Raw genomic sequence first — 24,801 nt, forward strand, 5'->3', positions numbered from 1 at the left:
GATATCGCGTTCCTCAGTGACGCGAGCCAGTTCCTTCTTCAGCCGCCTGATCTCCTCGGCCTCGTCGTTACCCTTGGAGTCCGACCCAGCAAACTTCTTCTTCCATTCATACAGCGAATGCTGGCTGACGCCGAGACGCTGCGAAACCTCAGCAACCGGATAGCCCCGCTCCGTGATCTGCCGCACCGCGTCACGCTTAAACTCTTCGCTGAAATTCGATTTGCTCATGATGCTCTTCTTGCCTCAAAATTAGGAAAGAAGGTGTCTACAAATCTAGGGGCTATTCAATGGCCGGCCAAATCTCCAACCTCTCAATGCCTCAGATCGTGGAAAAGCCAGGCATATGGGTAAACGGGTTAAGGACGGAGGGAAGAACAGCGCGAATGTGATCGCCCAGTGCCCCTGCTGAGGGGGTGGTCCGGCCCGGCAGCATCAATTGTCTTGTGCGCGGCATCGAAGGCCAAGTCTATCTGGTTCTCGTTATCGCAGAAATAACGTGTCTGAACCCCTGTCGCCGACTTGATGCAGTTGCTCCGGAGACCGCCCTATATAGCGGGATTCGACGATAATACGACCCGGTTCGGAAGATATCTCCCGGTTCTCCGGATACTCATGCCCGAGACCCACGTCCTCGTGCGGCTTGTACATTTCAGTTCTTTGCCTGCCGCTCCTGTCTTTCCGTTCGACAGGACCGAAAAGCAGATGTCCCGTTCGAAGTGACATTGGCCACTTCGAACGGGGCATTCACATTCGACGACAGCGTGCCTGTCAGAGGACAGTTACGTTTTCTGCCTTGGACTTGCCGGTCTTGCGGTCCTGTCCCACGTCGTAGCTGACCTTCTGGCCATCCTGCAGGGCGCCGCCAAATCCGACGGCTGAGATATGGACGAAGACGTCAGGGCCACCACTGTCGGGAGTGATGAAGCCGAAGCCTTTATCCTGAGCGAAGAATTTTACGGTACCAGTTGCCATGATGTCCTCGTTTTTTGATGTGTGACATCATCGCATAGCGGTTGCGGTGATCCGCATCAAGCCAGCGGTTCCACCTTGGCAATACAAAGCTGGAAAAAGGCGTCGTTTATCGTGTTGCCGTTTGTGGCAAAGAGCGTCGCGATAAGCTGTTTTCTTCATAAACGGTCACATGTCTGTCGTTCCGATCTTCTTACGCTGAAAAATCGCGAAGAAATTGGATTTGCCCATAAGACGTTCTCATTTCAGATTCAGGACCAAACGACTGCAGGTCGGATCGACCGCCGTTAAACGCTGAGACCCGGAAGAACGGCGCGGATGTGCTCGCCGAGCGCCCTAGCTGCCGATGACGTCTGCGGATCGGCAAACTCTATCGCGATGCCGATCGTCGGCAGGGCTGGCAGTCCGCTTTTGACAATATGAAGGTCCGCTGGAACGGCGGTCCTCGTCAGAACGCTGATGGCAAGGCCGGAACGCGCGATCGCGATGAGGCCGGCAAGGCTGTTGCTGGCAAAGGCGACGCGGTAGCGGCGGTTGGCGGTTTCCATGGCGTCGCATGCCGCGCGATGATCCAGCGTCACGGGTGCTGAGAGCGCCAGCGGCAGCACATCCTTGGTGATGAGGTCCGGTTCCGGCCTGTCCGCTACCCAGACGAAACTTTCCCTGCGGAGCACGTCGGGGTGTTCGGGATCGGATTGCGAAACCAGCGCCATGTCAATCTGGCGGCGCTGCAGGAGGGGACGCAATTCCGTCGTGGGGGCGCAGACCATGCGCAGATCGACTTTCGGATAGGTGCTGAAGAAACCTTTCAGCAGTTCCGGCAGGAAGGCGATGGAGTAATCTTCAGGGCAGCCCAGGCTGACGGTTCCCTGCAGGGTCGCCTCGCCCATATCGGCAAGGATTTCGTCATGCCGGGCAAGCAGGGCGCTGGCATGGGCGAGCAGCTTCTCGCCCGCCGCGGTTATCCGGACTCCTGAACCCGTTCGCTGCAGCAGCGTGTGGCCGACCAGTTCCTCCAGCCGCTGCATCTGCGTGCTGAGCGCGGATTGGGTGCGCCCGATCTGTGTGGCGGCGACGCTGATGGAGCCAGCTCGCGCGACAATGGTAAAGTTCTTCAGGAGTGTAAGATCAAGCATGGCGATATCAAAATTATCGATATCGGAATAAAATACTATCAATTGGACTGGGGTGGCAATGGGTTGTTATGGTTCGGCAGGATAATTTTGGGGAACGAGCCATGGACAATCTCGCTGAAAACTTCGCCTCGCTCAATGACGAACCGGCTTTCTGGGAGGCTGCCAACAAACACCTGACCCGTTACGGACCCGCCTTTGAGGAGATCATCGTTGAGCGGGCTGAGGGAAGTTTCGTTTACGATGCGGATGGGGGCGCCATTCTCGATTTCACCTCCGGCCAGATGAGCGCTTTGCTCGGACATACCCATGCGGATATCGTCGCCACCGTCAACCGGCAGATGGCATCGGTTGCGCATCTCTTTTCCGGCATGTTGTCCCGCCCGGTCGTTGAGCTTGCGGCGCGGCTGGCGGCGCTTGCGCCGGGTCTCGAGCGCGTGCAATTGCTGACAACGGGCGCTGAATCCAACGAAGCGGCGATCCGCATGGCGAAGCTCGTGACCGGCGGGCATGAGATCGTCGCCTTCGCACAGAGCTGGCACGGCATGACCGGCGCTGCGGCCTCCGCCACCTATAGCGCCGGCCGCCGGGGTTATGGCCCGGCCACGGCCGGCTCACTCGTTATTCCCGCGCCGAACGCCTATCGTCCGCGCTTCAAGAACCCCGATGGATCGAATGACTGGCAGGCGGAGCTTGACGACGCCTTCGAATTGATCGATCGCCAGTCGACGGGCAATCTCGCCGCCTTCATTGCCGAACCTATCCTGTCGAGCGGCGGTATGCTCGAATTGCCCCTCGGTTATCTCGCTGCCCTGAAGAAAAAGTGCGAGGAGCGGGGCATGTTGCTCATTCTCGACGAAGCCCAGACCGGCGTCGGCCGGACCGGACACATGTTCGCCTTTCAGCGCGATGGCGTGACGCCTGATATCATGACGTTGTCGAAGACGCTCGGCGCCGGCCTGCCGCTTGCGGCGGTAATGACGCGTGCGGAGGTCGAGCAGAAGGCTTTCGAGAGGGGCTTTCTGTTCTATACGACCCATGTTTCCGATCCTCTGCCGGCGGCTGTCGGCGTCACGGTTCTTGATGTGGTGGCGCGAGATGGTCTGGTGGAACAGGCGATTGCCCGCGGAAACCGTTTGAAAGAGGGGCTGGTCTCGTTGCAGCAACGGTTCGAATGCGTTGGAGATGTGCGCGGGCGCGGGCTTTTGCTCGGGCTTGAAGTCGTCGCAGACCGCCACACGAAAGCCCCGGGTTTCGAACTTGGTGCTCGCATCATGCAGGAGGCGATGTTGCGTGGCCTCAGCATGAATATCGTCAAGCTGCCCGGCATGGGCGGCGTTTTCCGCATTGCGCCGGCGCTGACGGTATCGGATTCGGAGATCGACCTTGGGCTGGAGATACTGGCGGATTCGATCAAATCCGCACAGCTTGCCCGCTAGGTATGGTCGGCATTTGCCGGGAATGTCAGCTCCACCCTTGCGCCTTCGCCCGGCCTTGAACTGATATGCGCTTCGCCGCCGCTCTGGCGAACGAAACCGTAGACCATGGCGAGGCCAAGGCCCGCACCGCCATGGTCGCCCCGCGTGGTGAAATAGGGCTCGAATGCCTTGTCCACGGCCTCCGGCGTCATGCCGATACCCTCGTCGGTGACGGCGATCACCAGCGTATCTTTTCCGGAGGCGGCCTCGATCGAAATCAGGCCGCCATCGGGCATGGCGGCTGCGGCATTGAGGCATAGATTGAGAATGGATTGCTCGAAGAGGGCAGGGTCCAGCGGTATCGAGGGAAGATCGTCATCGATATCAAGCGCGATCCGGCATTTGGGACCGACGGCGATTTCCAGAATATCGGCCATGCCGCGCAGCAGGCTTGCGACATTGATGACGCTTGGGTGGATCGGCTGCTGGCTGCCGATGGTGAGCATGCTGCTGGACAGAGACCGGCCGCGGTCTGCCGCCTTGCGGATACGGGCGATGTGCCGCTTCTGGCGGTCGTTGAAGCCGGCTTCCCGTTCCAGAAGGCCGAGACTGCCGGTGATGATGCCGATCATGTTGCCCACCTCATGGCTGAGCTGGTGGGTCATGCGCATGATGCCATCAAGCCGCTGGGCCTTTACGGCTTCCGCTTCCTGGCGATCGAGAGCGGTCACATCGCGGGCGAGCAGCACGATGCCGCCATCCGGCTGGCGTGACATCGAGACTTCGATTACCCGCTGATCGTCAGTGCGATGGCGCACGACGGCGCGGTCGAGCAATTCCCCCGGCTCCGTATCGAAGGGCAGTAGGGCCGGGTCGATTTCGGGGATGGGTTCGACAAACCGGCGAAGCGGCAGTTTTCGCGACGAGCCGGAGCGTCCGACGAGTTCGATGATGCGGCGGTTCATGGTGATGGGCCGGCCGGCCGGATCGAACAGCGCTATTCCCTCATTCATGTTGCGGAAGGTCGAGCGAATGGTGCGGGCCGCCGCTTCCGCCGTGCGCCTGAGGCGTGAGACGCGATCGACGCTGTCGTGGAAGGCGCGGAATGCGTCGAGCAGCCGGATCAACTCCGTTTCGGGACCCGTATAAGAGGGCGGCCCAACGTCCTTTTCCCCCTTGGCGAGGGCATTCATGCCGTTGGAGAGCGTCACGATCCCGCGCGAGACACGCATTACCGAGCGGATCGAGAAGATTGCCACGATGAGAACCAGCAGCGAGGCCACGGCGACAATGATCAGCAGCCGGTTAAGAGCATCGGATGTCGAAATGAGGTCTTCATTCAGGCTTCGCGCAACCGCGTCGCCCTGGGTTTCGGTCACATGGGAAAGATCGCGCGATACGGTGTGAAGCCGGGAGACCGACGCGCGGATCGCGAACATCTCCAGAAGGTAACGGCTCTGGGCCTCGAATACCCGCTCATAGGGCTGTAACTCGGACTCGGGCAGCCGCTCGCCGGGGTAACCCTGCTGGCGCGCCGTTGTTTCCGCCACGTAGCGGCGGCGCAGTTCGCCAAGCTGGAAGAGACTGTCGGATGCGGATGCGGCCTGCACGATGCCGTTCATTCGCCGGCGCAGTTCCGGATCGAGGATGCCCTGACCGGTGGCGATTTCACCGAGCGCTGCCGCCGCCTCTGCCTTGTGCCCCTGCGCGGCATCGGCGTCCTTTGCGAGGTCCAGTGTCTGCGCCCGGATAAGCTGAAGCAGTTCAACGATACGCTCGCTCGCAAAGCCGCGTGCGGCCCGTTCGCCGCTGTCTGGACCCGTCATCTGCAACAGCAGGTCGACCTGCTGGACCACGGAGCGGCTTTCGCTGGAAACGCGATAGGGCGAGGCGGCATTCATCAGGAACGGTGCGCTGGAGACGAGATCGGAGACCTGCCGCGAGACCAGCGACGCCTTGGCGAGGCTGGAAAAGGCCTGCAATCCATAGGCCGCCATTTCATCGCGGGCGCGCTGCAGGCCGTAAATGGCGATGGCGGAAAGACTGAAGACGAGGATGCAGGTAAAGACGATCGCAAAGGGCAGGCGAAAGGCGATCGAGGAAAGGAAAGAGCGGCTGATCACGGGGAAAGCTCGCCCTCGTCGGTATGCAGGACATAACCCTTGCCGCGCCGCGTCTTGATGTGACGCGGAAGATCCGGGTTACGCTCGATCTTGCGCCTGAGCCGCAGCACCAGCACGTCGACATTTCTGTCGATATAACGGTCGCTCTCCGAACCTAGCCTGTCGAGAATCTGGGAGCGGCTGACGGGCTGGTTGGGTGTTTCGGCGAGAATTTCCAGAAGCGCGAATTCGGCGCTGGTGAGGGTGCGGCTGCGGTCAGCAAGGCAGACGGCGCGACGGGCATCGAGATCGATCGCCCAGTCGCCGAGACGCAGCGCTGTGCGGCCGTGCTCACGCTCGCTGTCCTTGTCCTGTTTCAGCGACGGGATTGTTCGTCGCAGGACGGCCTTGATCCGCGCCGTGAGTTCGATCGGTTCGAAGGGTTTGACCACATAATCATCGGCGGCCGTTTCCAGACCGAGTACCCGGTCGGCAGCACTGCCAGCGGCGGTGACCATGACGATACCGATGTCGATCTGGCTGCGCAGCCGCTGGGCAAAGGTGCGCCCGGATGTGCCGGGCAGATTGTGGTCGACGAGGACGAGCTCCATCCTGTCCTTCGCCAATATCTCGTCCGCCTCCTCGGCGGAGCGCGCGCAGGTGGGCAGCCAGCCCTCCGCCTCGATGAGGTCCGAGATGAGCTCGGACATATCCGGATCGTCCTCGACGATCAGAATGCGAACCTTCTGATTAAGCACTGCATATTCCTCCCGCCATCATCATAGGCGCGGCGGCGGCGATCTTCAAAGGTTCGCTGGTTATCTCCCCTGTCATAATTGTAATAACTGTAATCTTGTTCGGCGGTGCGGTGAAAGATTGGTAACCATTCTTCGATTGCGGTGCGGGCTGGATGTGACATGCTGTTGGTGGAGACTGGAACGGGGAGGTTCCAGGCAGGGAGGCTTTAAGTGAAACGATTGACCGCACTTGCGGCGAGCATGGTCCTTTGGCTGTGCGGCGCAGGGCATGGCATGGCCGAGCCGAAGTTGAGCGTCCTGTGCGGCGTCGACGAGGCCTGGTGTTTGACCATGAAGCGGGCTTTCGAAGCCAAGGCCGGTCTCGAAATATCAATGGTGCGGAAGAGCACCGGCGAAATCCTCGATCAGATCCGTGCCGAACGATCCCATCCTACGGTTGATGTCTGGTGGGGTGGTACCGGCGACACCCACTTGCAGGCGGGTTCGGAAGGGTTGCTGGATGAATACCGGCCTGTCCATCAGCAGGATTTGTTGCCCTGGGCGCAGAATTTCTCCGTGATGTCGGGATCGCGGTCTGCCGGAGTCTATGCCGGCGCGCTGGGTTTTGCCTATAATTCGGAACTGCTTGCGAAGAACAATCTGCCGGCGCCGACCTGCTGGAAGGACTTGGCGAAGGATGTCTATCGCGGCCATATCCTGACCGGCAATCCAAACTATTCCGGTACGGCCTTCACCATGCTGGCCACTCTCGTCCAGCTGTTTGGCGAGGAGGAAGCTTTTGGTTTCATGGCGAAGCTCAACCACAATGTCGTGAGCTATACCAAGGTTGGTGCAGCGCCGGTCAAGGCGGCGGCGCGGGGCGAGATCATGATCGGGATTTCCTTCATGCACGATGCCGTGACCCAGAAGATCGAGGGTTTCCCCCTTGTCATCGTCGCGCCGTGCGAGGGTACCGGGTATGAAATCGGGGCAGTCAGCATCGTCAAGGGCAATCGCAATCCTGCCCTTGCGCAAAGCTTCGTGGAATTTGCGCTGAGCCCGCAAGGGCAGGCGACCGGGGCCGCGGCCGGCCAGAACCAGGTGCCTTCCAACGCCCGGGCGACATTGCCGCTGACCGCACCTGACATATCGATGATCAAGATGGTGGATTACGACTTCGCCACCTTTGGCCAGCCTGAAGAGCGAAGTCGGTTATTGAGCCGCTTCGACAGCGAAATCCACCCGACCCAGTAGGGCAAAAACCAACATCCCAAAAGACAGCACGCGCTCCACAAGGTGTCGCGACCGGCAGAGCCATGTCTGCGCGTGGCCCAAGAATTCAGACGCAAGCTACAGGAGGATAACCATGCGACTGACAATACTTTCCACCCTGCTTTTTGCCGGTACGGCGCTTAGCGCCGTTTCCGCTCAGGCGGCGGGCGAACTTAACCTGATCTGCTCGGCCGATGTCGTCATCTGCGAACAGATGAAGGGCGATTTCGAAAAGTCACACGACATCAAGGTCAATATGGTGCGCCTGTCTTCGGGCGAGACCTACGCCAAGGTGCGCGCGGAAGCCCGTAACCCCAAGACCGATATCTGGTGGGCCGGCACCGGCGATCCGCACATGCAGGCGGCATCCGAGAACCTGACGCTCGAATACAAGTCGCCGATGCTGGATCAACTGCAGGACTGGGCCGTCAAACAGGCGGAAAGCACCGGTTACAGGACTGTCGGCGTTTATGCAGGCGCGCTGGGCTGGGGCTACAACACGGAAATCTTCAAGTCCAAGGGCTATAAGGAGCCGAAGTGCTGGGCCGATCTGCTGGCGCCGGAGCTGAAGGGCGAAATCCAGATCGCCAATCCGAATTCGTCCGGCACCGCCTATACGGCGCTGGCGTCGCTCGTGCAGATCATGGGCGAGGATCAGGCGATCGACTATCTGAAGAAGCTCAACGCCAATATCTCGCAATATACCAAGTCCGGTTCGGCACCGGTCAAGGCGGCGGCGCGTGGCGAAACGGCGCTCGGCATCGTCTTCATGCATGATGCGGTGGCGCAGACGGCGGAAGGCTTCCCGGTCAAATCAATCGCACCGTGCGAAGGCACGGGTTACGAGATCGGCTCCATGTCGATCATCAAGGGCGCCCGCAACCTCGACAATGCGAAGACCTGGTACGACTGGGCGCTGAAGCCGGACGTGCAGTCACGCATGAAGGACGCCAAGTCCTTCCAGCTTCCCTCCAACAAGACGGCGGAAGTGCCGAAGGAAGCGCCGAAGTTCGAAGACATCAAGCTCATCGACTACGACTTCAAGACCTATGGCGATCCGGCCAAGCGCAAGGCGCTGCTGGAACGCTGGGACCGTGAGGTCGGTGCGGTCGCGAACTGATCTTAACTCCGGCGATAGGCATCCCGGCTTTCAAAGCCGGGGTGTCCGCCACTCTTTCATCGGCATGAAATAAGCGAGGTCGGCCATGACACGTGGCAATCGCAGGCTGGACATGGTCCTGGCGCTCGGGGCTTTTGCCCTCATTTTTCTTCCCTGGTATCGCATAGAAGGCGGCTTTTTCAGCTTCCGCTGGCTATCCGGATTTTTCTCGTCGGCCAGCAATGCGCCCGGTGTGCTGCAGATATTGTCCTATGGAAAACCGTGGCTTGCCGGCGTCGTTGTCTTCTTCCTTGCCGCATGCCTTGTCCGGCCCATTCATGATCCGATGCGGCGTGGGCGGTTGCTTGCGATTATCGGAGCCGTCGGTCTCGTTTTCCTCGCCCTGCAGGGGCTGGCCATCGGCTTTACCGGCTGGAGCTGGTCAGTGAGCGAAAACCTCTTCGGCATGCTTGCCGATGGCCAGCCCTCCATGGGAGCTGGGGCCGTCGTCATGTCGTTCGTCTTCGTGCTTCTTTTTGCCTTCGGGCTTGCCGAACGCGGCGTCATGAAGGGCGACGCCTTCGTTGTCGGCGCCATTTCCGTTCTCGTCTTCCTTGTCACGGTTTTTGTCTTTTATCCGATAGGCAGCATGCTGGTCGCGTCCGTTCAGGATTTCGACGGCTCCTTCAACGCCGAAGGCTTCATCCGCAATATCAAGGATCCCGGCATCTGGAGCCTCGGCTGCGTGATGGGTGAAGAGCGTTGCGGTGTTGCCTGGCGCACGCTGTTCCTGGCCCTGATGACCGCCTTCGGCTCGACCGTGCTCGGTCTTGGCTTTGCATTGATCGCCACCCGCACGCGCTTTCCGTTCAAGAAGGGCCTGCGGCTTCTGACGGTTCTGCCGATCATCACGCCGCCTTTTGTCATCGGCCTTGCTTTGACGCTGCTTTTCGGCCGCGCCGGCGTCGTCACCGAATGGCTTTCCTATCTCTTCGGTATCGAACCGGGTCGCTGGCTTTACGGCATGACCGGCATCTGGATTGCGCAGGTCCTTTCCTTCACGCCCATCTCGTTTTTGGTGCTGATCGGCGTGGTCGAAGGCGTCAGCCCGTCAATGGAAGAAGCCTCGCAGACGCTGCGCGCCGACCGCTGGCGCACCTTCTGGCGGGTGTCTCTGCCGTTGATGAAGCCCGGTCTCGCCAATGCCTTCCTGATCGGCTTCATCGAGAGCATGGCGGATTTTGGCAATCCGCTGGTACTCGGCGGCACGCATGGTGTGCTGTCGACGGAAATCTTCTTTGCCGTCGTCGGCTCGCAGAACGATCCGTCCCGCGCCGCGGTTCTGGCGATCATCCTGCTGTGCTTCACGCTTTCGGCCTTCCTTGCCCAGCGTTTATGGCTGGCGGGCAAGAATTTCGCCACGGTGACGGGGAAGGGCGACAGCGGCGCGCATATCGCGCTTCCGCGTGGCCTGTCCATCGGCGTCCACGCTGTCGTCGTGCCGTGGATGGTCTTCACCATCGTTGTTTATGGCATGATCCTTGTGGGCGGTTTCGTGAAGACCTGGGGTCTCGACAATTCCCTGACCTTCGACCACTACATCCGCGCCTTTTCCATCAGCTTCTCCAATGGCTCGATCGCCTGGACCGGCGTTGCCTGGAACTCGTTCTGGACGACCATGAAAATCGCGCTGGTCTCCGCGCCGCTGACGGCTGCCGTCGGTCTTTTGACCGCCTATATCATCGTGCGGCAGAAATTTGCCGGGCGGAACCTCTTCGAATTCGCGCTGATGATGAGCTTCGCCATTCCTGGCACGGTCATCGGCGTCAGCTATATCATGGCCTTCAACCTGCCGCCGGTGGAAATGACGGGCTCGGCGCTGATCCTGATCGCCTGCTTCGTGTTCCGCAACATGCCGGTCGGCGTGCGCGGCGGCATCGCGGCGATGAGCCAGCTCGACAAGAGCCTCGACGAGGCTTCGTTGACGCTGCGGGCCAATAGTTTCCGCACCATCCGCAAGGTCATTCTGCCGCTGCTCAGGCCCGCAATCACGGCCGCGCTGGTCTATTCCTTCGTGCGCGCCATCACCTCGATCAGCGCCGTCATCTTCCTCGTCAGCGCCGAATACAACATGGCGACCTCCTATATCGTCGGCCTCGTCGAGAACGGCGAATATGGGGTGGCGATCGCCTATTCCTCCATGCTGATCGTAGTGATGATCACCGTCATTACCGGCTTCCAACTCATTGTCGGCGAGCGTCGCCTGCGGCGCGAAAACCGCGTCGCCGGTCTGCCCTCCGCTTCCTCCGTTCCTCTTGCCCAGGAGAAAACCGCATGATTTCCGTAAAGCCCGGCTCCGTTACTTTTCAGAATGTCCGCAAGACCTTCGGCGCTTTCACCGCCATTCCCGACCTGTCGCTCACCATCGAGCCCGGCACGCTGGTGACGCTGCTCGGTCCCTCCGGTTGCGGCAAGACGACGACGCTGCGCATGCTGGCGGGCCTCGAACATCCGACCAACGGGCGTATCCTGATCGGCGACAAGGATGTGACCATGCTGCCCGCCAATGAGCGCGATGTCTCGATGGTCTTCCAGTCCTATGCGCTTTTTCCGCACATGACGGCGCTCGATAATGTCGCCTACGGCCTGCAATCCTCCGGGCTGCGCAAGGGGGAGGCACGGGAAAAGGCGGAAGAGGGTTTGAAGCTTGTCGGCCTTGCCGGCATGGGGCATCGCCTGCCCGCCGAGCTTTCCGGCGGGCAGCAGCAGCGTGTCGCGGTCGCTCGCGCTCTGGTGCTTGAGCCGCAGGTGCTGCTGCTGGACGAGCCGCTTTCCAACCTCGATGCCCGCCTTCGCCGCCGGGTCCGCACCGAAATCCGCGAATTGCAGCAGCGGCTTGGCTTTACTGCCGTCTATGTGACGCATGATCAGGATGAGGCGCTGGCTGTTTCCGACCGGATCATCGTGATGAAGGATGGCGAGATCGCCCAGTCGGGTGCGCCACGCGATCTTTACGAAGCCCCGGCTTCCGCCTTCATCGCCGATTTCATGGGCGAGGCCAATGTCGTCGGTTGCGAGGTCATCGGCGTTGAGGGCGCCGATGCGCTGATCCGCGTCGGCGGGATCGATCATCGGGTCTCGGCCCGCAATGCCCGGCCGGGCCCGGCCAAACTCGCGGTTCGCCCCGGCTCGATTTCCATCGGACAGCCGGGCGGGCAGGGGCTTGCCGGCCGAGTGCTGCACAGCGCCTATCTCGGCGGTCACGTCGAATATGAGGTGGAAACCGATATCGGTACGCTTTTCATTGTCGACCATGCCGTGGAGACCAGCTTGCCGGCAGCGAGCGACGTGACGCTGGGGTTCAGGAACCGGGGTATCGCCTTGATTCAGGCCTGACGCCGCCGGTCTCCTATTCAGGATTACATTGCGACGGAGGCAGCTTTGGTCTGCCTCCGTTTGTCGGGAACGCCCGCCTCAAATGTCCTTTGCCAGACGAAGCGCATCGTAGATCGCCGCATGGGTATTGCGCGCGGCGACCGCATCGCCGATCCGGAAGAGCCGGTAGGCGCCATCAGGGTTGCGCTCAACCGTTTGGGATGCTCCCGAAAGCAGGGCGTCGTAGGAGATTTCGCCAAGGTTCTTCGAGCCGGGCTTGAGGTCAAAATAAAGGTCGTCGAGCGGGATCGTGCCGTGGTTGACGACGATCTGGTCGACAGTTCTCGATTTCATCACGCCGCCATAGTCGCTGCCAACATGGGCGATAAGCTGGTTGCCGTTTCTTTCCGCCGCTTCCAGCCGGTAGGTAACGGTGAAGGTGACATCGAGCTTTTGCAGGGAGCGCATATAGGGAACGAGGTTCATGGCCATGACTTCCGGGGCGAAGGCGCGGTCAGGCGTCATGATCTCAACCCTTGCGCCTGCCTTTGCCAGAAATTCGGCGGCCTGCAGGCCCGCGTGATCGCCGGCGTCATCGAACACCAGCACATTCGTTCCCGGTTTGACGTCCCCGGAAATGATATCCCATGCCGAGACGACAAGATCGTTGCCCTTGGAAAGCACATCGGTGTGCGGCAATCCGCCGGTGGCGATGATGACAACGTCAGGATTTTCCGAGAGAACCGTGTCCGCCTCGGCCCAGCTGTTGAAGTGAAAGGTGACGCCCAGTCTTTCGCACTGGCTCATGCGCCAGTCGATGATGCTGATCATCTCACGACGGCGTTCGCTTTGCGCCGTCAGCCGGATCTGGCCGCCGGGATTGTTGGAGGCCTCGAAAACGACGACGTCATGGCCGCGCTCGGCGCAGACGCGCGCGGCCTCGAGCCCGGCCGGTCCTGCGCCGACAATCACCACCTTCCGGCGCTCAGCCGCTTTGGGTATTTCGTGCGGCATGGTTTCCTCACGGCCGGTTGCCGCATTGTGGATGCAGAAAGCGAGACCGCCCTGATAGATGCGGTCGAGACAATAATTGGCGCCAACACAGGGGCGAATATCGTCCTCGCGTTTTTCCATGATCTTGCGCACGATATGCGGATCGGTCATGTGGGCGCGGGTCATGCCCACCATGTCCACCTTACCAGCAGCGATGGCGTGGCGCGCGGTGGCGACATCGGGGATCTTGGCGGCGTGGAATGTCGGGAAACTGGTCGCGGCGCGGATTTCACCGGCGAAATCGAGATGCGGCGCGTTGGCCATGCCCTGAATGGGGATGACGTCGGTCAGGCCCGGGTCGGTGTCGATATGGCCCCTGATGACATTGAGATAATCGATAAGGCCGCTGTCCTTCAATCGTCTGGCGATTTCGATGCCCTCAGCCTTTCCGGTGCCGCCCTCGAGACATTCGTCGGCGGTATAACGGACGCCGAGGATGAAATCGTCGCCCACGCGTTCGCGCATCGCCCTGAAAACGTCGAGACAGAAGCGCATGCGGTTTTCAAGCGGGCCGCCATAGGGGCCGTCCAGTTCGTTGGTCAGCGGCGAGACGAACTGGTCGATCAGATGGCCATAGGCCTCCAGCTCCACACCGTCCATCCCACCCGCCTTCATGCGTTCCGCGGCGTCGGCGAAGTCCTTGATGATACGCTCGATATCCCAGTCCTCGATCTTCTTCGGAAAAGCCCGATGCGCCGCTTCGCGATGATGGGACGGGGCAAGGATCGGCAGCCAGTCGCCTTTGTCCCAGCGGGTGCGGCGGCCGAGATGCGTGAGCTGGATCATGATCGCCGCGCCCTGTTCATGCACGGCGTCGGTCATTTCCCGGATCCACGGGACGATTTCATCCTTGTAGGCGAGCAGGTTGTTGAAGACGGGTGGGCTGTCCCTGGAGACGGCGGCGGAACCGGCCGTCATTGTGAGCGCAACGCCGCCCTTCGCCCGCTCCACCGTGTAGGCGCGGTAACGCCCCTTCGGCATGCCATCCTCGGGATAAGCGGGTTCGTGCGACGTGACGATGATGCGGTTGCGCAGCGTGAGGTGTTTTAGCTGGTAGGGCTGAAGAAGGGGATCACTCGACATAGCCTGCTCCAAAAGGGTTTCTGTCCCAAGGCTAAGCGGAAATGTACACTTATGTCAATTTACAAAGCACAATTGTCTTTCTTTTCGACATAGGTGTACATCCGCTTGTCGCGCAGAGACCAATTTGCTACGAACTCGTCATGGAAGCGACATTGAACGAAACCGGTTGGCGTGGATCGCAGGAGGGGTGGCTTGAGGCCGCCTATCAGGCTTTGCTGGAATCGGGCGTGGATTCCGTCAAAATCCTGCCATTGGCGAAAAAGCTCAATCTGTCGCGCACGAGCTTCTACTGGTTTTTCAAGGACCGGGAGGAACTGCTGGCCGCACTCGTCGCCCGCTGGCGGGAAAAAAATACCGGGAACATCGTCAGGCAGTCGGAAGCCTATGCCGAGACGTTGGCCGAAGCCATGCTGAATGTTTTCGATTGCTGGCTGGATTCCTCGCTTTTCGACAGCAGATTTGAATTTGCGGTTCGAAGCTGGGCCCTTCAGTCCGACGAGATTCTTGCGGAGGTTCGCAAGGCTGACGAGATGAGAATGGCGGCGCTTTCACGCATGTTCGTGCGGTTCGGTCACAATGAAAACACGGCGGATGTGCGTGCCCGGACGACCTATCTGGTGCAGATCGGCTATATCTCCATGCAGTCCGAGGAAGATGTGGGGGTGCGGATGCAGAGAATTCCGGACTATATCGCGATCTATACCGGCGAGGCGCCTCAGCAGCGTGAGCTTGACCGGTTTTATGCAAGGCATGGGTACAGGCCGGCTTCCTGAACCTGACGCGATGATGTCGCGAAAACACGCGCAATGCCGTCGGATCGTGACAGGCAAGGTGATACAAGACGAATTGTCTGTCCGTCCTCCTGCAATGTAGCTGCAACATTCACCGAACAGTGATGGGGGATGGCAAGGATTCATCTGGGGAACGTCATTGCGAATCTTGCTTCTTGAGGATGAACCCGAAATGGCGCGCGCACTTCTCGAAGCCCTGCGCCGGCGCGATGTGCTTGCTGATCATGTCAGCACCATCAGCGACGCTGACGCCCTTGCGCGGGACGGGTCTTACGATGTTCTGGTTCTGGATCGCCGCCTTCCTGATGGCGAGGGGCTGAACCTGGTGGCTTCGCTTCGCCGGAGCAGACATACCGTGCCCATCCTTGTTCTGACGGCGCTCGGCAGTGTCGATCATCGTGTCGATGGGCTCGATGCCGGGGCGGATGATTATCTTGCCAAGCCCTTTGCGATCGAGGAGCTGCTCGCCCGTCTCAGGGCTCTCCACAGACGCGGCCCTTCTCTTTCCGACAAATATGCGCATTTCGGAAATCTGAGCATTGATCCCCGCAGCAATGAAGTCAGCATTGCCGGCTCCATCATCGAGTTGCGGCGTCGGGAATATCTGGTGCTTGAAGCGCTGATGCGACGTCCTAACCGCATCGTCACGCGGTCGAACCTGATCGAGGCGGTCTATACGCTTGATGACGAGATCGAGTCCAACGCTCTCGATGCGCACATTTCCCGTATCAGGAAGAAGCTGGCGCAGGCGGAAGCCACGGTGGAAATAAGAGCCGTGCGCAATATCGGTTACCTCATACGGTCGAAGACATGAAGAGAGCGCCCGATCGATCCCTGCGATGGGGGCTGATGAAGCGCCTTTTTGCACTGCAGGCATTCCTGCTCGTCCTTTTCGTCATCCTTCTCATCGGCTGGATATGGATCATCGATCCGCGGCTGGAAGGTGCGAATGAAGAGGCCGCCCGCATCGTCGCGGAGAGCGTGACAAAGGATGGAGAGGGCAGGCCGCAATTGTCGGCGACGCCGGAGCTGGCGGAGCTGAAACGGCGTTATCCAAATCTCTGGTTTGTGGTGCGCGACGCCGATGACATCGTATTGCAATATGGCGCTGTCCCGCCGCCCGCCCTGTCGGCGGTGTTTCCCCTGAGTTTTGACCGCGCACGCCTGGAAGCGGCCGGAACGCTCCGCGCAACCGTGGAAAACCGCGATACAGCCGCCGGGCGGCTTCAGTTCATTGCCGGGACGGAGGAAGGAATTCCCAACGACGGTCTGAGTATCTGGATCAATGTTCAGCTGGACCTGGAAAAGGATGCCGAGGGCGCCATCCGTTGGCTTACCGTGCTGCCGGCGCTGGGCTTCATCATCCTCATCGCCGTCGTGCCCATGCTGATCCTGACGGGTATCGCGACATTGCTCGTGACTCCGCGGGCGGTCGGGCGCTCCCTGAGCGGGCTGATGGAAACCGTGAAGCAGGCGCAGTCCATTGACTTCGAGAACCGGTCCGAGCGTATCGACCGTTCGAAAGTTCCGCTTGAAATCATCCCACTGGTGGATGCTTTCAACGTCGCGCTGTCGAGGCTTGATGACGGTTATAATCGCCGTAACCGCTTTCTCGCCGATGCGGCGCATGAGCTCAGGACGCCGATTGCAATCGTACGCACCAGAGCCGACCTCTTGCCCGATGACGCGCTGAGCCATCAGATCAGGGCCGATATCGATCGCCTCACCCGCGTTGCGCATCAGTTGCTGGAGATGCAGGCTGTGGGTGTGGTGGAACTGCCGGCGGAGCCGCGGGATCTCAATAAACTTGTCGAACGCATCGCAACCGACCTCGCGCCGATTGCAATGGATGCCGGATATGAATTCGATTTCGAGCCAAGCGCGGATGCGGCGATCTTTACGGTGCAGACGTCGATTATCGAGATGGCGGTTGTCAACCTCCTGCGCAATGCAATCGATCATGCGGGCGGTAGAGGCGCAATCACGATCCGGGTCGACCCGGCAGGCGCCATTGAGGTCCGTGATGAAGGGCCGGGCATCCCGGTTTCCGAACGCGAGCAGGTATTCGAGCCGTTTCACCGCATCAACACAAATTCGCCAGGCGCCGGCCTCGGGTTAAATCTGGTCCAGAAGGCGGCGGAGCTTCACTGCGGCCGTGTCGTGTTCCTCGATCTCGATCCCGGCTTTTGTGTCCGGATCGAAATTCGCTCGATCGCCCAAAAAGGCATTGCGGCTGGTACCGTTTAGCTGACGAGATTCCCGAGTGCTCGAACGAGCTCTGATGACGAAATTACTTACGATTTGGTTAAGGAAATTCTTCTAACTTGTTTAAATAAATAAATTATTTTGAATAAAATGCGCTCCATGCAATGCAAGCGTAATTCTCGCGGGGAAAATCCCCTTATCTGCTGACCGCATCCGCACGTCATGTCGGCCGGCGCAGCAGACAAACGGGAGCCGGATTTCTGGTTCTTCAACGCGAACTGAAACTTGGCTGCGCCGGAAGACGGCGCATCGGTTTCGTCTGGAGTCATTCATGTCGATCATCAAGAAATCGCTTGTCGCCGCGGCCGTCGCTGTCGCGGTTGCAGGCAATGCCTATTCCGCCGATCCTACGAATTATAATACGCAGCAGTCCTTCGATTATGGCAGTCAGCCGGCCTTCTCCTGGGGCGGTGCCTATGTCGGTGCGCATGGTGGAGTCGCGTCACCGAAATTCAATCCATTGGCCAGTGGCCGCGGTCTGACGGGCGGTGTTCAGGCCGGTTATAACTTCCAGTTCGGCTCGGGTGTGGTTGGCGCGGAACTCGAAGGTTCCTATCTCGGAAATGAGGCGCGTGTGCCGAACGGCCGGTTGCGGGAGCGTTTCCGCGGCGCGGCCAAGATGAAGGCCGGCGTGGCGCTCGACCAGACGCTCATCTACGGCACTGCCGGCCTGACCACGACGAAGTTCAAGGACGGCAATGGCGTGACGGGTCCCGATGGCTGGAAACAGGGTTATCTGGTCGGGGCAGGCGTTGAACAGAGCTTCAGCGGCGGCCTGTCGGCAAAGTTCGAATATAATTATGTGAGCACGGGAAATGTGGCCACGACGACTTCAAGCGGCAGGTCGAAGACCGATGTCAGCGATCATGTCATCAAGGCCGGCCTGAACTATCGTTTCTGATCGGCCCGCCCCATGACAGGCCCAGGGAGAATTTTCAAAAGAAAACCGCCGCTTTCAGCGTGAAGGCGGCGGTACAATAACATTTACCGCAAAACATGCGGCGCCGGATGAAATCCTGACATGATCATTCGCACTCAAGCGACGGCTGCCGGAAACTTGTTACATACCACTCGTTGCCGGAACTGCGCGTATAGAACGTGTAATAGCAATCGATGCGTTCGACATAACCTGGCGTTTCCGACACTTCATATCGCTCACCGAGCCGCGTTGTCCGCACCTCGCCACTCGATGACCCGGAAACAACCTGTGTCTTTTTCTTCCGCCATTGAAAGGCCTGCTGGCCGGGACCCAGGCTGTAAATATTGTCCGGCGGCCCATAGTCCAGCATCACGCTGGTAATGGGCGCGCCGATATAGCTTTTCATGACGGTTGAGGCGCAGGCCGTGAGCAGCATGGACGCGCCGGCGATAAGGATGATTGCTGTCGGGACTGCGAGTGAGGCTCTGCTGGACATGGAAATTCCTTTCAGCTGCGGGGACATACCGCAGGGATAGGAACAGCTTGTTGCAAGTACATTGCACGGCGAGATCGCTGGGCGGGCCGTGACTGCCGATCGGTTTCAGCTAGTTCGCTGGCTATCTGTGTCAGAGGCCGGCGATGTTGCGGCCAATATGGCGCAGGATGCTTTTGAAAAGTTTCGCCTCGGTGGGATCGAGGCCTTCAATGGCGGTTTTTTCGAACATGGCGGCGATGGGCATGAGTTCATCGGCCAGTTCCTCGCCCTTCGGGGTGAGGGTGATGCGCACGATGCGTGCATTGTCGAGAGGCCGTTCCCGGCTGACGAGGTTGCGCCGGACCATCAGCCCCACGAGCCGGGACAATGTGGAAATTTCCACAGACACCATGTCCGAAAGCTCGGTCAGCGTCTTGCTCTCCTGCTGCCGCAGCGTCGCCAGCACGCGGTACATCGGCAGGGTGATGTCATAGGAGGCCAGCCTCACGGAAAAGCGCTCGCCAAGCCGAACGCCCACCCAGTTGAGCAGGTAGGGTACCGAGTCGGTGAATTGATAAGACACGAGCAAATCCCCGTTTGAGAACCATCTGCGCAGATGCTGATGTGCGCCTATCGGCTGTACCGGCACAATCCATCCGTTTCAATAGCTTCGCCCCACAAGACGGAGAATGCGAGGTCCTCGCTGGTTCAATAAATGACGAAAAACATTTGCATTGACAAATGTTGCAAACGCAAATAAATAGAAATGCAGGATTTGGGAGGATCTCATGACATCAGCATTGTTTGGCCTGAGCGGCCTTGCACCCGAAGGCGTCGGCCAGAATTTCCGTTCGACGATGCGCCGTTTTCCGGCGACTGTGACTGTCATCACGGCCTGTGCTTCGGGTGATCAGCGCGATCACGGCATGACGGTGACGGCTGTCACCTCCGTCTCGATGGAGCCGCCGTCTCTGCTGGTTTGCCTGAACAATCGCACCCTGCTGCATGAATTGCTGCTGTGCCGGCCGGATTTCATCGTCAACGTGCTGACGCAGGACCAGATGGTCCTCTCGGATGCCTTTAGCGGCAAGGTGCCGCCGGAAGAGCGTTTCCGCGACGGTCAATGGCAGCGCCATGGCAATGGTGTTCTCTATCTGCCCACGGCCCACGCCGCCATCGCCTGCCGCCGGGTTGCTGCCATGCCCTATGGAACCCATACCGTCTTTATCGGCCAGGTGGTTTCGGCCGATGTCAGCGAGACGACGCGGCCGCTGCTTTACGAAAACGCCCAATATTGCGCCGCAAGCCCCGCGAGCCTGCCCGCCTGATCATTACCGCCCAGACAATTCCGGTGGAATAACCGCCGGCCAGCAACGTCCGGCCAGTAACGCCCGGAAGGAGACAATCATGAACGATATGAGCCATGCGCCGCTGCCGGCGCAAACGAACCCGCGTGTCCGCCTCGCAAGCCGCGTTGCCGGCATAGCCGATCTTTTCCGGATGAGCGCCAGACAGACGGAGGAGGCTCGGCGTGTTCCCGCAAGCCATATCGAGGCGCTGCGCGGCATTGGATATTTCGATATCGTCAAGCCCCGCGCCTTCGGCGGCAAGGGTGGAGATTTCGCCGAACTGGTCGAGGCCAATATCGAGCTTTCGGCCGCCTGTGCGTCGACCGGTTGGGTTGCCGGCCTGCTGTCGGCCCATCAATGGCTGCTGGCGATGTTTCCGGAAGAGGCGCAGGCCGATGTCTGGGGTGGAAACCCCGATGCGCTTTTGTGCGGTTCCTATGCGCCGGTGAAGATGGCGGAGCTCGCCGATGGCGGTTATCGCCTGAGTGGCAAATGGGCCTTCGCCTCGGGCTGCGAAAACGCGCAATGGTCCCTCTGCGCCGCCATCCTGCCGCCGCGGGGTGAAGGAAAGCCGGTTCCGGCCTTCCTGCTCGTTCCAGCCGGGCAATATGTGGTTGAAGACACCTGGCACGTGGTGGGCCTGGCCGGCACGGGTTCCAAGACGCTCGTTCTCGATGATGTCTTTATTCCCGAACACCGGGTTCTGACCTTTCCCGACGCCACCAGTGGCAAGACACCTGGCGGGCACTATTATGCGGAGGAAGGCCTGTTCAACATGCCGCTTCTGACCGGCATTCCCTCCTGTCTCGCGGCGGCTGGCGTCGGCGCGGCCAAGGGTGCGCTTGCCGCCTATGTCGATCACGTCGGCGGCCGGGTCACACGCGGCGCGGTGGCGGGTGGCAATAATCGCATGGCCGAATTCCCGACCATTCAGCTGCGCGTCGCGGAAGCTGCCGCGAGCGTTGATGCGGCGTGCGAAATTCTGCTGCGCGATGTTTCCCGGGCACAGGCGCTCTCGCAGGCAAGGATCGAAGGCCGGGCGGAGTTTACGGTGGATGACCGGCTTCTGAGCCGTCGCGGCCAGTCCTTTGCGGTGTCTCTGTCACTTCGCGCCGTGCAGGCGCTCAACGATTCCACCGGCGGCGTCGGGCTCGATCTTTCCAACCCCGTGCAGCGGGCGTGGCGGGATGCGAATGCGGTCGGTCGCCACATCAGCATGAACTGGGATGCCGTGGGCACCATGATCGGCCAGAGCATGCTCGGGCTGGAACCCAAGGGTCAATATTGATCGCCTCTCGGGCGACGAACACACAGCGAATTTGGAGGAAACTACATGCAAGGCAAGGTCGCTCTCGAGGAGCATTTCGCAATCCCGGAAACACTCCAGGATTCGGCCGGGTTCGTGCCCGGCGATTACTGGAAGGAACTGCAGCACCGCCTGCTCGACATTCAGGATACGCGCCTGAAGCTGATGGATGCGCACGGCATCGAAACCATGATCCTGTCGCTCAATGCGCCGGCGGTGCAGGCTATTCCCGACACCAGCAAGGCAATCGAAATCGCGCGGCGGGCGAATGACGTTCTCGCCGAAGAATGCGCCAAGCGGCCGGATCGCTTCCTTGCCTTCGCAGCCTTGCCTTTGCAGGACCCGGATGCGGCGACCGAGGAATTGCAGCGCTGTGTCAACGATCTCGGTTTCGTCGGTGCGCTCGTCAACGGCTTCAGCCAGGAGGGCGATGGCCAGACGCCGCTTTATTACGATCTGCCGCAATATCGCCCGTTCTGGGGTGAAGTCGAAAAGCTCGACGTGCCTTTCTACCTGCATCCGCGCAATCCGCTGCCGCAGGATTCGCGCATCTATGACGGCCATCCCTGGCTGCTTGGCCCCACCTGGGCTTTCGCGCAGGAAACGGCTGTCCATGCGTTGCGTCTGATGGCATCAGGCCTGTTCGACCAGCATCCGCGTCTCAACATCATTCTCGGCCATATGGGCGAAGGCCTGCCTTACATGATGTGGCGCATCGACCATCGTAATGCCTGGGTGAAGCTGCCGCCGCGTTATCCGGCCAAGCGTCGTTTCGTGGATTATTTCAACCAGAATTTCCACATCACCACCTCTGGTAATTTCCGCACCCAGACATTGATCGACGCCATTCTGGAAATCGGTGCGGATCGCATCCTGTTTTCCACCGACTGGCCCTTCGAGAATATCGATCACGCCTCCGATTGGTTTAATGCGACAACCATCGCCGAAGCCGATCGGGTGAAGATCGGCCGCACCAATGCGCGCCGTCTGTTCAAGCTCGACGGGCACTGAACCATGCAGCCGTTCGTCTATACGGCCGCTCCCGCCCGTATCGTTTTCGGCGCGGGTAGCTCGGCGGGCTTGGTGGAGGAAATCCGCTGCCTTGGCCTGTCGCGGGCGCTGGTGCTTTCCACGCCGCAGCAGAAGGGTGACGCGGAGGCGCTTGCTGCCCGGCTCGGCCGGCTTGCTGCCGGTGTCTTCTCCGATGCGGCCATGCATACGCCGGTCGAGGTGACGAAAAACGCGGTCGAAGCTTATCGCACCGCCGGTGCGGATTGCGTCGTGGCGCTCGGCGGCGGTTCCACCACCGGCCTCGGCAAGGCCATTGCGCTGCGCACCGATGCGGCGCAGATCGTCATTCCGACCACCTATGCCGGTTCCGAGGTGACGCCCATTCTCGGCCAGACGGAAAACGGGGTGAAGACCACCATGCGCGGGCCGGAAATCCTGCCGGAAGTGGTGATTTACGATGCGGAACTGACGCTTGGGTTGCCTGTCGCCATCAGCATGACGAGCGGGATCAACGCCATGGCCCATGCGGCGGAGGCGCTCTACGCGCGGGACCGCAATCCCATCGCCAGCCTGATGGCGGTCGAGGGGCTGCGGGCGATGATCGGAGCCCTTCCCGGCGTGAAGGCCGAGCCGCGGGATATAGAGGCGCGCGAAACCGCGCTTTATGGTGCATGGCTGTGCGGCTCGGTGCTTGGCGCCGTCGGCATGTCGCTGCATCACAAGCTTTGTCACACGCTGGGCGGCAGTCTCGACCTGCCGCATGCGGAAACCCATGCGGTGCTTCTGCCGCACACCATCGCCTATGTGGAACAGGCGGTGCCGGATCTGCTCGCACCGCTCGCCGCTCTTGTCGGCGGCAGGGCAGGGGCCGGGCTTTATGATTTCGCCGCCCGGCTTGGCGCGCCGGCAAGCCTTGCGGCTCTCGGGGTCCGGTCGGACGATCTCGATCCCATGGCAGAGCTTGCGACGGCCAATCCTTACTGGTGTCCGCGGCCAATCGAGAAAACCGCGATCCGCGATCTTTTGCAACGCGCCTTCGAGGGCGTGCGGCCGGAGTAATGGGAGGAGGAGACGATGGATATGAAAATGACCAGTGATGACGGCTACTTCGTTGAGGAGCGCTCGGCTGAAACCGTGATCGCGCGGATGCGCGACTGTGACGATCCGCGTCTGAAGGAAATCATGGCCGTGGTGACGCGCAAGCTGCACGAGGCGGTGAAGGAAATCGAACCGACCGAGGAGGAGTGGATGAAGGCCATTCATTTCCTCACCGAGGTCGGCCAGATCTGCAATGAATGGCGGCAGGAATGGATCCTGTTTTCCGATATTCTCGGCGTCTCCATGCTGGTCGACGCCATCAATCATCGCAAGCCGAGCGGCGCGTCGGAATCGACCGTTCTCGGCCCCTTCCATGTCGCGGATGCGCCGGAAATGCCGATGGGTGCGAATATCTGCCTCGATGGCAAGGGCGAGGATATGGTGGTCACCGGCCGCATCCTCGATACCGAGGGAGCGCCGGTCGCCGGCGCGCGTATCGATGTCTGGCAGGCCAATGACGAAGGTTTTTATGACGTGCAGCAGAAGGGCATCCAGCCCGATTTCAACCTGCGCGGCGTCTTCATCACTGGCGAGGACGGGCGCTATTGGTTCCGGGCCGCCAAGCCGAAATATTATCCGATCCCCGATGACGGTCCGGTTGGGCAGTTGCTGCGCGCCATGGGGCGGCATCCCTACCGGCCGGCGCATCTGCACTATATCGTTTCGGCGGAAGGCTTCACCACACTCGTCACCCATATCTTCGATCCCGACGATCCCTATATCCGTTCGGATGCGGTCTTCGGGGTGAAGGAAAGTCTGCTCGCCGATTTCCAGCGGGTGGAAGATGCGCAGAAGGCGCGGGACCTGGGTTTCATCGGCGACTGGTTCTGGTCGGTGAACCACGATTTCGTGCTCGCCCGATGAGAGGCGGGAGCGACCGAACCCGGCTTTACGTGCGTTTCGCCGAAAGCGATCCCGCTGCGGCCGTGCAACGGGCGGCGCAGATAGAGGCTCACAAGGCCCATCTGCGCAATGGCGAGGCGATGGCGGAAGGGTTCAAGATTCTTGTGTCCGGTCCGATGAGTGCGGTTGCCGACGGCCCATCCGCCGCTCTCATTATCGCGCAGGCGCGCTCGATCGAAGACGTCATCGCCTTCAGCGATGCCGATCCATTCGTCATTCACGGTGTTTATAACCGCATTCATATTTTGAGCTGGACGCCGACGCTGTCGACGATTTCCGGGCTGGGGCCCGGCTGAATTTCGTCGGCGCGATGCGCCTGGCATTTGTTAATATTTCATTTGCAATTTTTGCAAATGCAACATTTAATCGAAGGCGGGTGATGCTGGCGATATGTGCTTGACAGGAGCAGGGCACATATCAGTGTGGAGCGCGCCGGGCACTCA

The 24,801-nt window shown here is 60.3% G+C and carries 23 protein-coding genes; 15 read left to right on the forward strand and 8 right to left on the reverse strand.

All coding sequences use genetic code 11. The features are described from left to right. The 3 genes from CFB10_RS15205 to CFB10_RS15220 form a co-directional block, all read right to left on the reverse strand. The coding region (locus CFB10_RS15205; protein ID WP_141097705.1) for a transposase at positions 1-231 on the reverse strand (231 nt) is incomplete at its 3' end. Between the two features lie 537 nt (positions 232-768). Beyond that, entirely contained in the window at positions 769-972 is a 204-nt protein-coding gene (locus CFB10_RS15215) for a cold-shock protein (protein WP_020011735.1), read from the reverse strand. Between the two features lie 284 nt (positions 973-1,256). Beyond that, complete coding sequence (locus CFB10_RS15220; protein ID WP_034501328.1) at positions 1,257-2,105, reverse strand: LysR family transcriptional regulator; 849 nt, start codon at positions 2,103-2,105, stop codon at positions 1,257-1,259. 101 nt (positions 2,106-2,206) lie between these two features. On the opposite strand from CFB10_RS15220, the gene CFB10_RS15225 reads away from it, so the two are divergent. Further along, on the forward strand, positions 2,207-3,541 hold the full coding sequence (locus tag CFB10_RS15225) for an aspartate aminotransferase family protein (RefSeq protein WP_020011733.1): 1,335 nt from the start codon (positions 2,207-2,209) through the stop codon (positions 3,539-3,541). Here the strand turns inward: CFB10_RS15225 and CFB10_RS15230 are convergent. Both CFB10_RS15230 and CFB10_RS15235 read right to left on the reverse strand, forming a co-directional pair. Next, entirely contained in the window at positions 3,538-5,643 is a 2,106-nt protein-coding gene (locus CFB10_RS15230; RefSeq protein WP_020011732.1) for a PAS domain-containing sensor histidine kinase, read from the reverse strand. The genes CFB10_RS15225 and CFB10_RS15230 overlap by 4 nt on opposite strands. Continuing rightward, a complete protein-coding gene (locus tag CFB10_RS15235; protein ID WP_020011731.1) occupies positions 5,640-6,380 on the reverse strand; it encodes a response regulator transcription factor in 741 nt (246 codons plus the stop codon). Before CFB10_RS15235 ends, CFB10_RS15230 begins: the two co-directional genes overlap by 4 nt. 240 nt (positions 6,381-6,620) lie before the next feature. Here CFB10_RS15235 and CFB10_RS15240 point away from each other — a divergent pair, with 240 nt between their 5' ends. The 4 genes from CFB10_RS15240 to CFB10_RS15255 all read left to right on the forward strand — a co-directional run bounded on the left by CFB10_RS15240 (position 6,621) and on the right by CFB10_RS15255 (position 12,126). After that, positions 6,621-7,613 (forward strand): ABC transporter substrate-binding protein, encoded by a 993-nt coding sequence (locus tag CFB10_RS15240; RefSeq protein ID WP_020011730.1) that lies wholly within the window; start codon positions 6,621-6,623, stop codon positions 7,611-7,613. Positions 7,614-7,725: 112 nt separating this feature from the next. Then, positions 7,726-8,751, forward strand: coding sequence for an ABC transporter substrate-binding protein (locus tag CFB10_RS15245; protein ID WP_020011729.1), 1,026 nt, complete (start codon positions 7,726-7,728; stop codon positions 8,749-8,751). Between the two features lie 85 nt (positions 8,752-8,836). Further along, positions 8,837-11,068, forward strand: a complete 2,232-nt coding sequence (locus CFB10_RS15250; protein ID WP_020011728.1) for an iron ABC transporter permease — start codon at positions 8,837-8,839, stop codon at positions 11,066-11,068. Further along, positions 11,065-12,126: an ABC transporter ATP-binding protein gene (locus tag CFB10_RS15255; RefSeq protein ID WP_020011727.1), complete on the forward strand. Its 1,062-nt coding sequence runs from the start codon at positions 11,065-11,067 to the stop codon at positions 12,124-12,126. Before CFB10_RS15250 ends, CFB10_RS15255 begins: the two co-directional genes overlap by 4 nt. Positions 12,127-12,204: 78 nt before the next feature. Here CFB10_RS15255 and CFB10_RS15260 read toward each other — a convergent pair whose 3' ends face one another. Then, positions 12,205-14,241 carry an NADH:flavin oxidoreductase gene (locus tag CFB10_RS15260; RefSeq protein WP_020011726.1) on the reverse strand — a complete coding sequence of 679 codons (2,037 nt, stop codon included), beginning with the start codon at positions 14,239-14,241 and terminating at the stop codon, positions 12,205-12,207. A 140-nt stretch (positions 14,242-14,381) separates the two neighbouring features. Here CFB10_RS15260 and CFB10_RS15265 point away from each other — a divergent pair, with 140 nt between their 5' ends. From CFB10_RS15265 to CFB10_RS15280, 4 genes are all read left to right on the forward strand, one after another. After that, positions 14,382-15,014, forward strand: coding sequence for a TetR/AcrR family transcriptional regulator (locus tag CFB10_RS15265; protein ID WP_020011725.1), 633 nt, complete (start codon positions 14,382-14,384; stop codon positions 15,012-15,014). Positions 15,015-15,171: 157 nt separating this feature from the next. Further along, positions 15,172-15,846, forward strand: a complete 675-nt coding sequence (locus CFB10_RS15270; protein WP_026363931.1) for a response regulator transcription factor — start codon at positions 15,172-15,174, stop codon at positions 15,844-15,846. Positions 15,847-15,881: 35 nt separating this feature from the next. Next, positions 15,882-17,279 carry a HAMP domain-containing sensor histidine kinase gene (locus CFB10_RS15275; protein ID WP_020011723.1) on the forward strand — a complete coding sequence of 466 codons (1,398 nt, stop codon included), beginning with the start codon at positions 15,882-15,884 and terminating at the stop codon, positions 17,277-17,279. 289 nt (positions 17,280-17,568) lie between these two features. After that, positions 17,569-18,198 carry an outer membrane protein gene (locus CFB10_RS15280; protein ID WP_020011722.1) on the forward strand — a complete coding sequence of 210 codons (630 nt, stop codon included), beginning with the start codon at positions 17,569-17,571 and terminating at the stop codon, positions 18,196-18,198. A 124-nt stretch (positions 18,199-18,322) separates the two neighbouring features. Here the strand turns inward: CFB10_RS15280 and CFB10_RS15285 are convergent, their stop codons facing one another. Then, positions 18,323-18,712, reverse strand: coding sequence for a hypothetical protein (locus CFB10_RS15285; RefSeq protein ID WP_026363930.1), 390 nt, complete (start codon positions 18,710-18,712; stop codon positions 18,323-18,325). A gap of 130 nt (positions 18,713-18,842) precedes the next feature. Continuing rightward, positions 18,843-19,274: a MarR family winged helix-turn-helix transcriptional regulator gene (locus tag CFB10_RS15290; RefSeq protein WP_003503954.1), complete on the reverse strand. Its 432-nt coding sequence runs from the start codon at positions 19,272-19,274 to the stop codon at positions 18,843-18,845. A 205-nt stretch (positions 19,275-19,479) separates the two neighbouring features. Between CFB10_RS15290 and graD the strand changes: the two genes are divergently transcribed. From graD to CFB10_RS15320, 6 genes are all read left to right on the forward strand, one after another. Next, positions 19,480-20,019 carry an FADH(2)-dependent resorcinol hydroxylase reductase component gene (gene graD / locus CFB10_RS15295; protein WP_026363929.1) on the forward strand — a complete coding sequence of 180 codons (540 nt, stop codon included), beginning with the start codon at positions 19,480-19,482 and terminating at the stop codon, positions 20,017-20,019. A gap of 79 nt (positions 20,020-20,098) precedes the next feature. Then, complete coding sequence (graA, locus tag CFB10_RS15300; RefSeq protein ID WP_020011717.1) at positions 20,099-21,328, forward strand: FADH(2)-dependent resorcinol hydroxylase oxygenase component; 1,230 nt, start codon at positions 20,099-20,101, stop codon at positions 21,326-21,328. Between the two features lie 45 nt (positions 21,329-21,373). Further along, on the forward strand, positions 21,374-22,357 hold the full coding sequence (gene tsdA, locus CFB10_RS15305) for a gamma-resorcylate decarboxylase (RefSeq protein WP_020011716.1): 984 nt from the start codon (positions 21,374-21,376) through the stop codon (positions 22,355-22,357). Between the two features lie 3 nt (positions 22,358-22,360). After that, on the forward strand, positions 22,361-23,416 hold the full coding sequence (gene graC, locus CFB10_RS15310; RefSeq protein WP_020011715.1) for a maleylacetate reductase: 1,056 nt from the start codon (positions 22,361-22,363) through the stop codon (positions 23,414-23,416). Between the two features lie 15 nt (positions 23,417-23,431). Beyond that, positions 23,432-24,319: a hydroxyquinol 1,2-dioxygenase gene (gene graB, locus CFB10_RS15315; RefSeq protein WP_020011714.1), complete on the forward strand. Its 888-nt coding sequence runs from the start codon at positions 23,432-23,434 to the stop codon at positions 24,317-24,319. Beyond that, a complete protein-coding gene (locus CFB10_RS15320) occupies positions 24,316-24,654 on the forward strand; it encodes a YciI family protein (RefSeq protein ID WP_020011713.1) in 339 nt (112 codons plus the stop codon). Before graB ends, CFB10_RS15320 begins: the two co-directional genes overlap by 4 nt. Positions 24,655-24,801 lie beyond the last annotated feature (147 nt).

Origin of the sequence: Agrobacterium sp. 719_389, from assembly GCF_900188475.1 — a bacterium.
GTDB classification, from domain to species: Bacteria; Pseudomonadota; Alphaproteobacteria; order Rhizobiales; family Rhizobiaceae; genus Agrobacterium; species Agrobacterium radiobacter.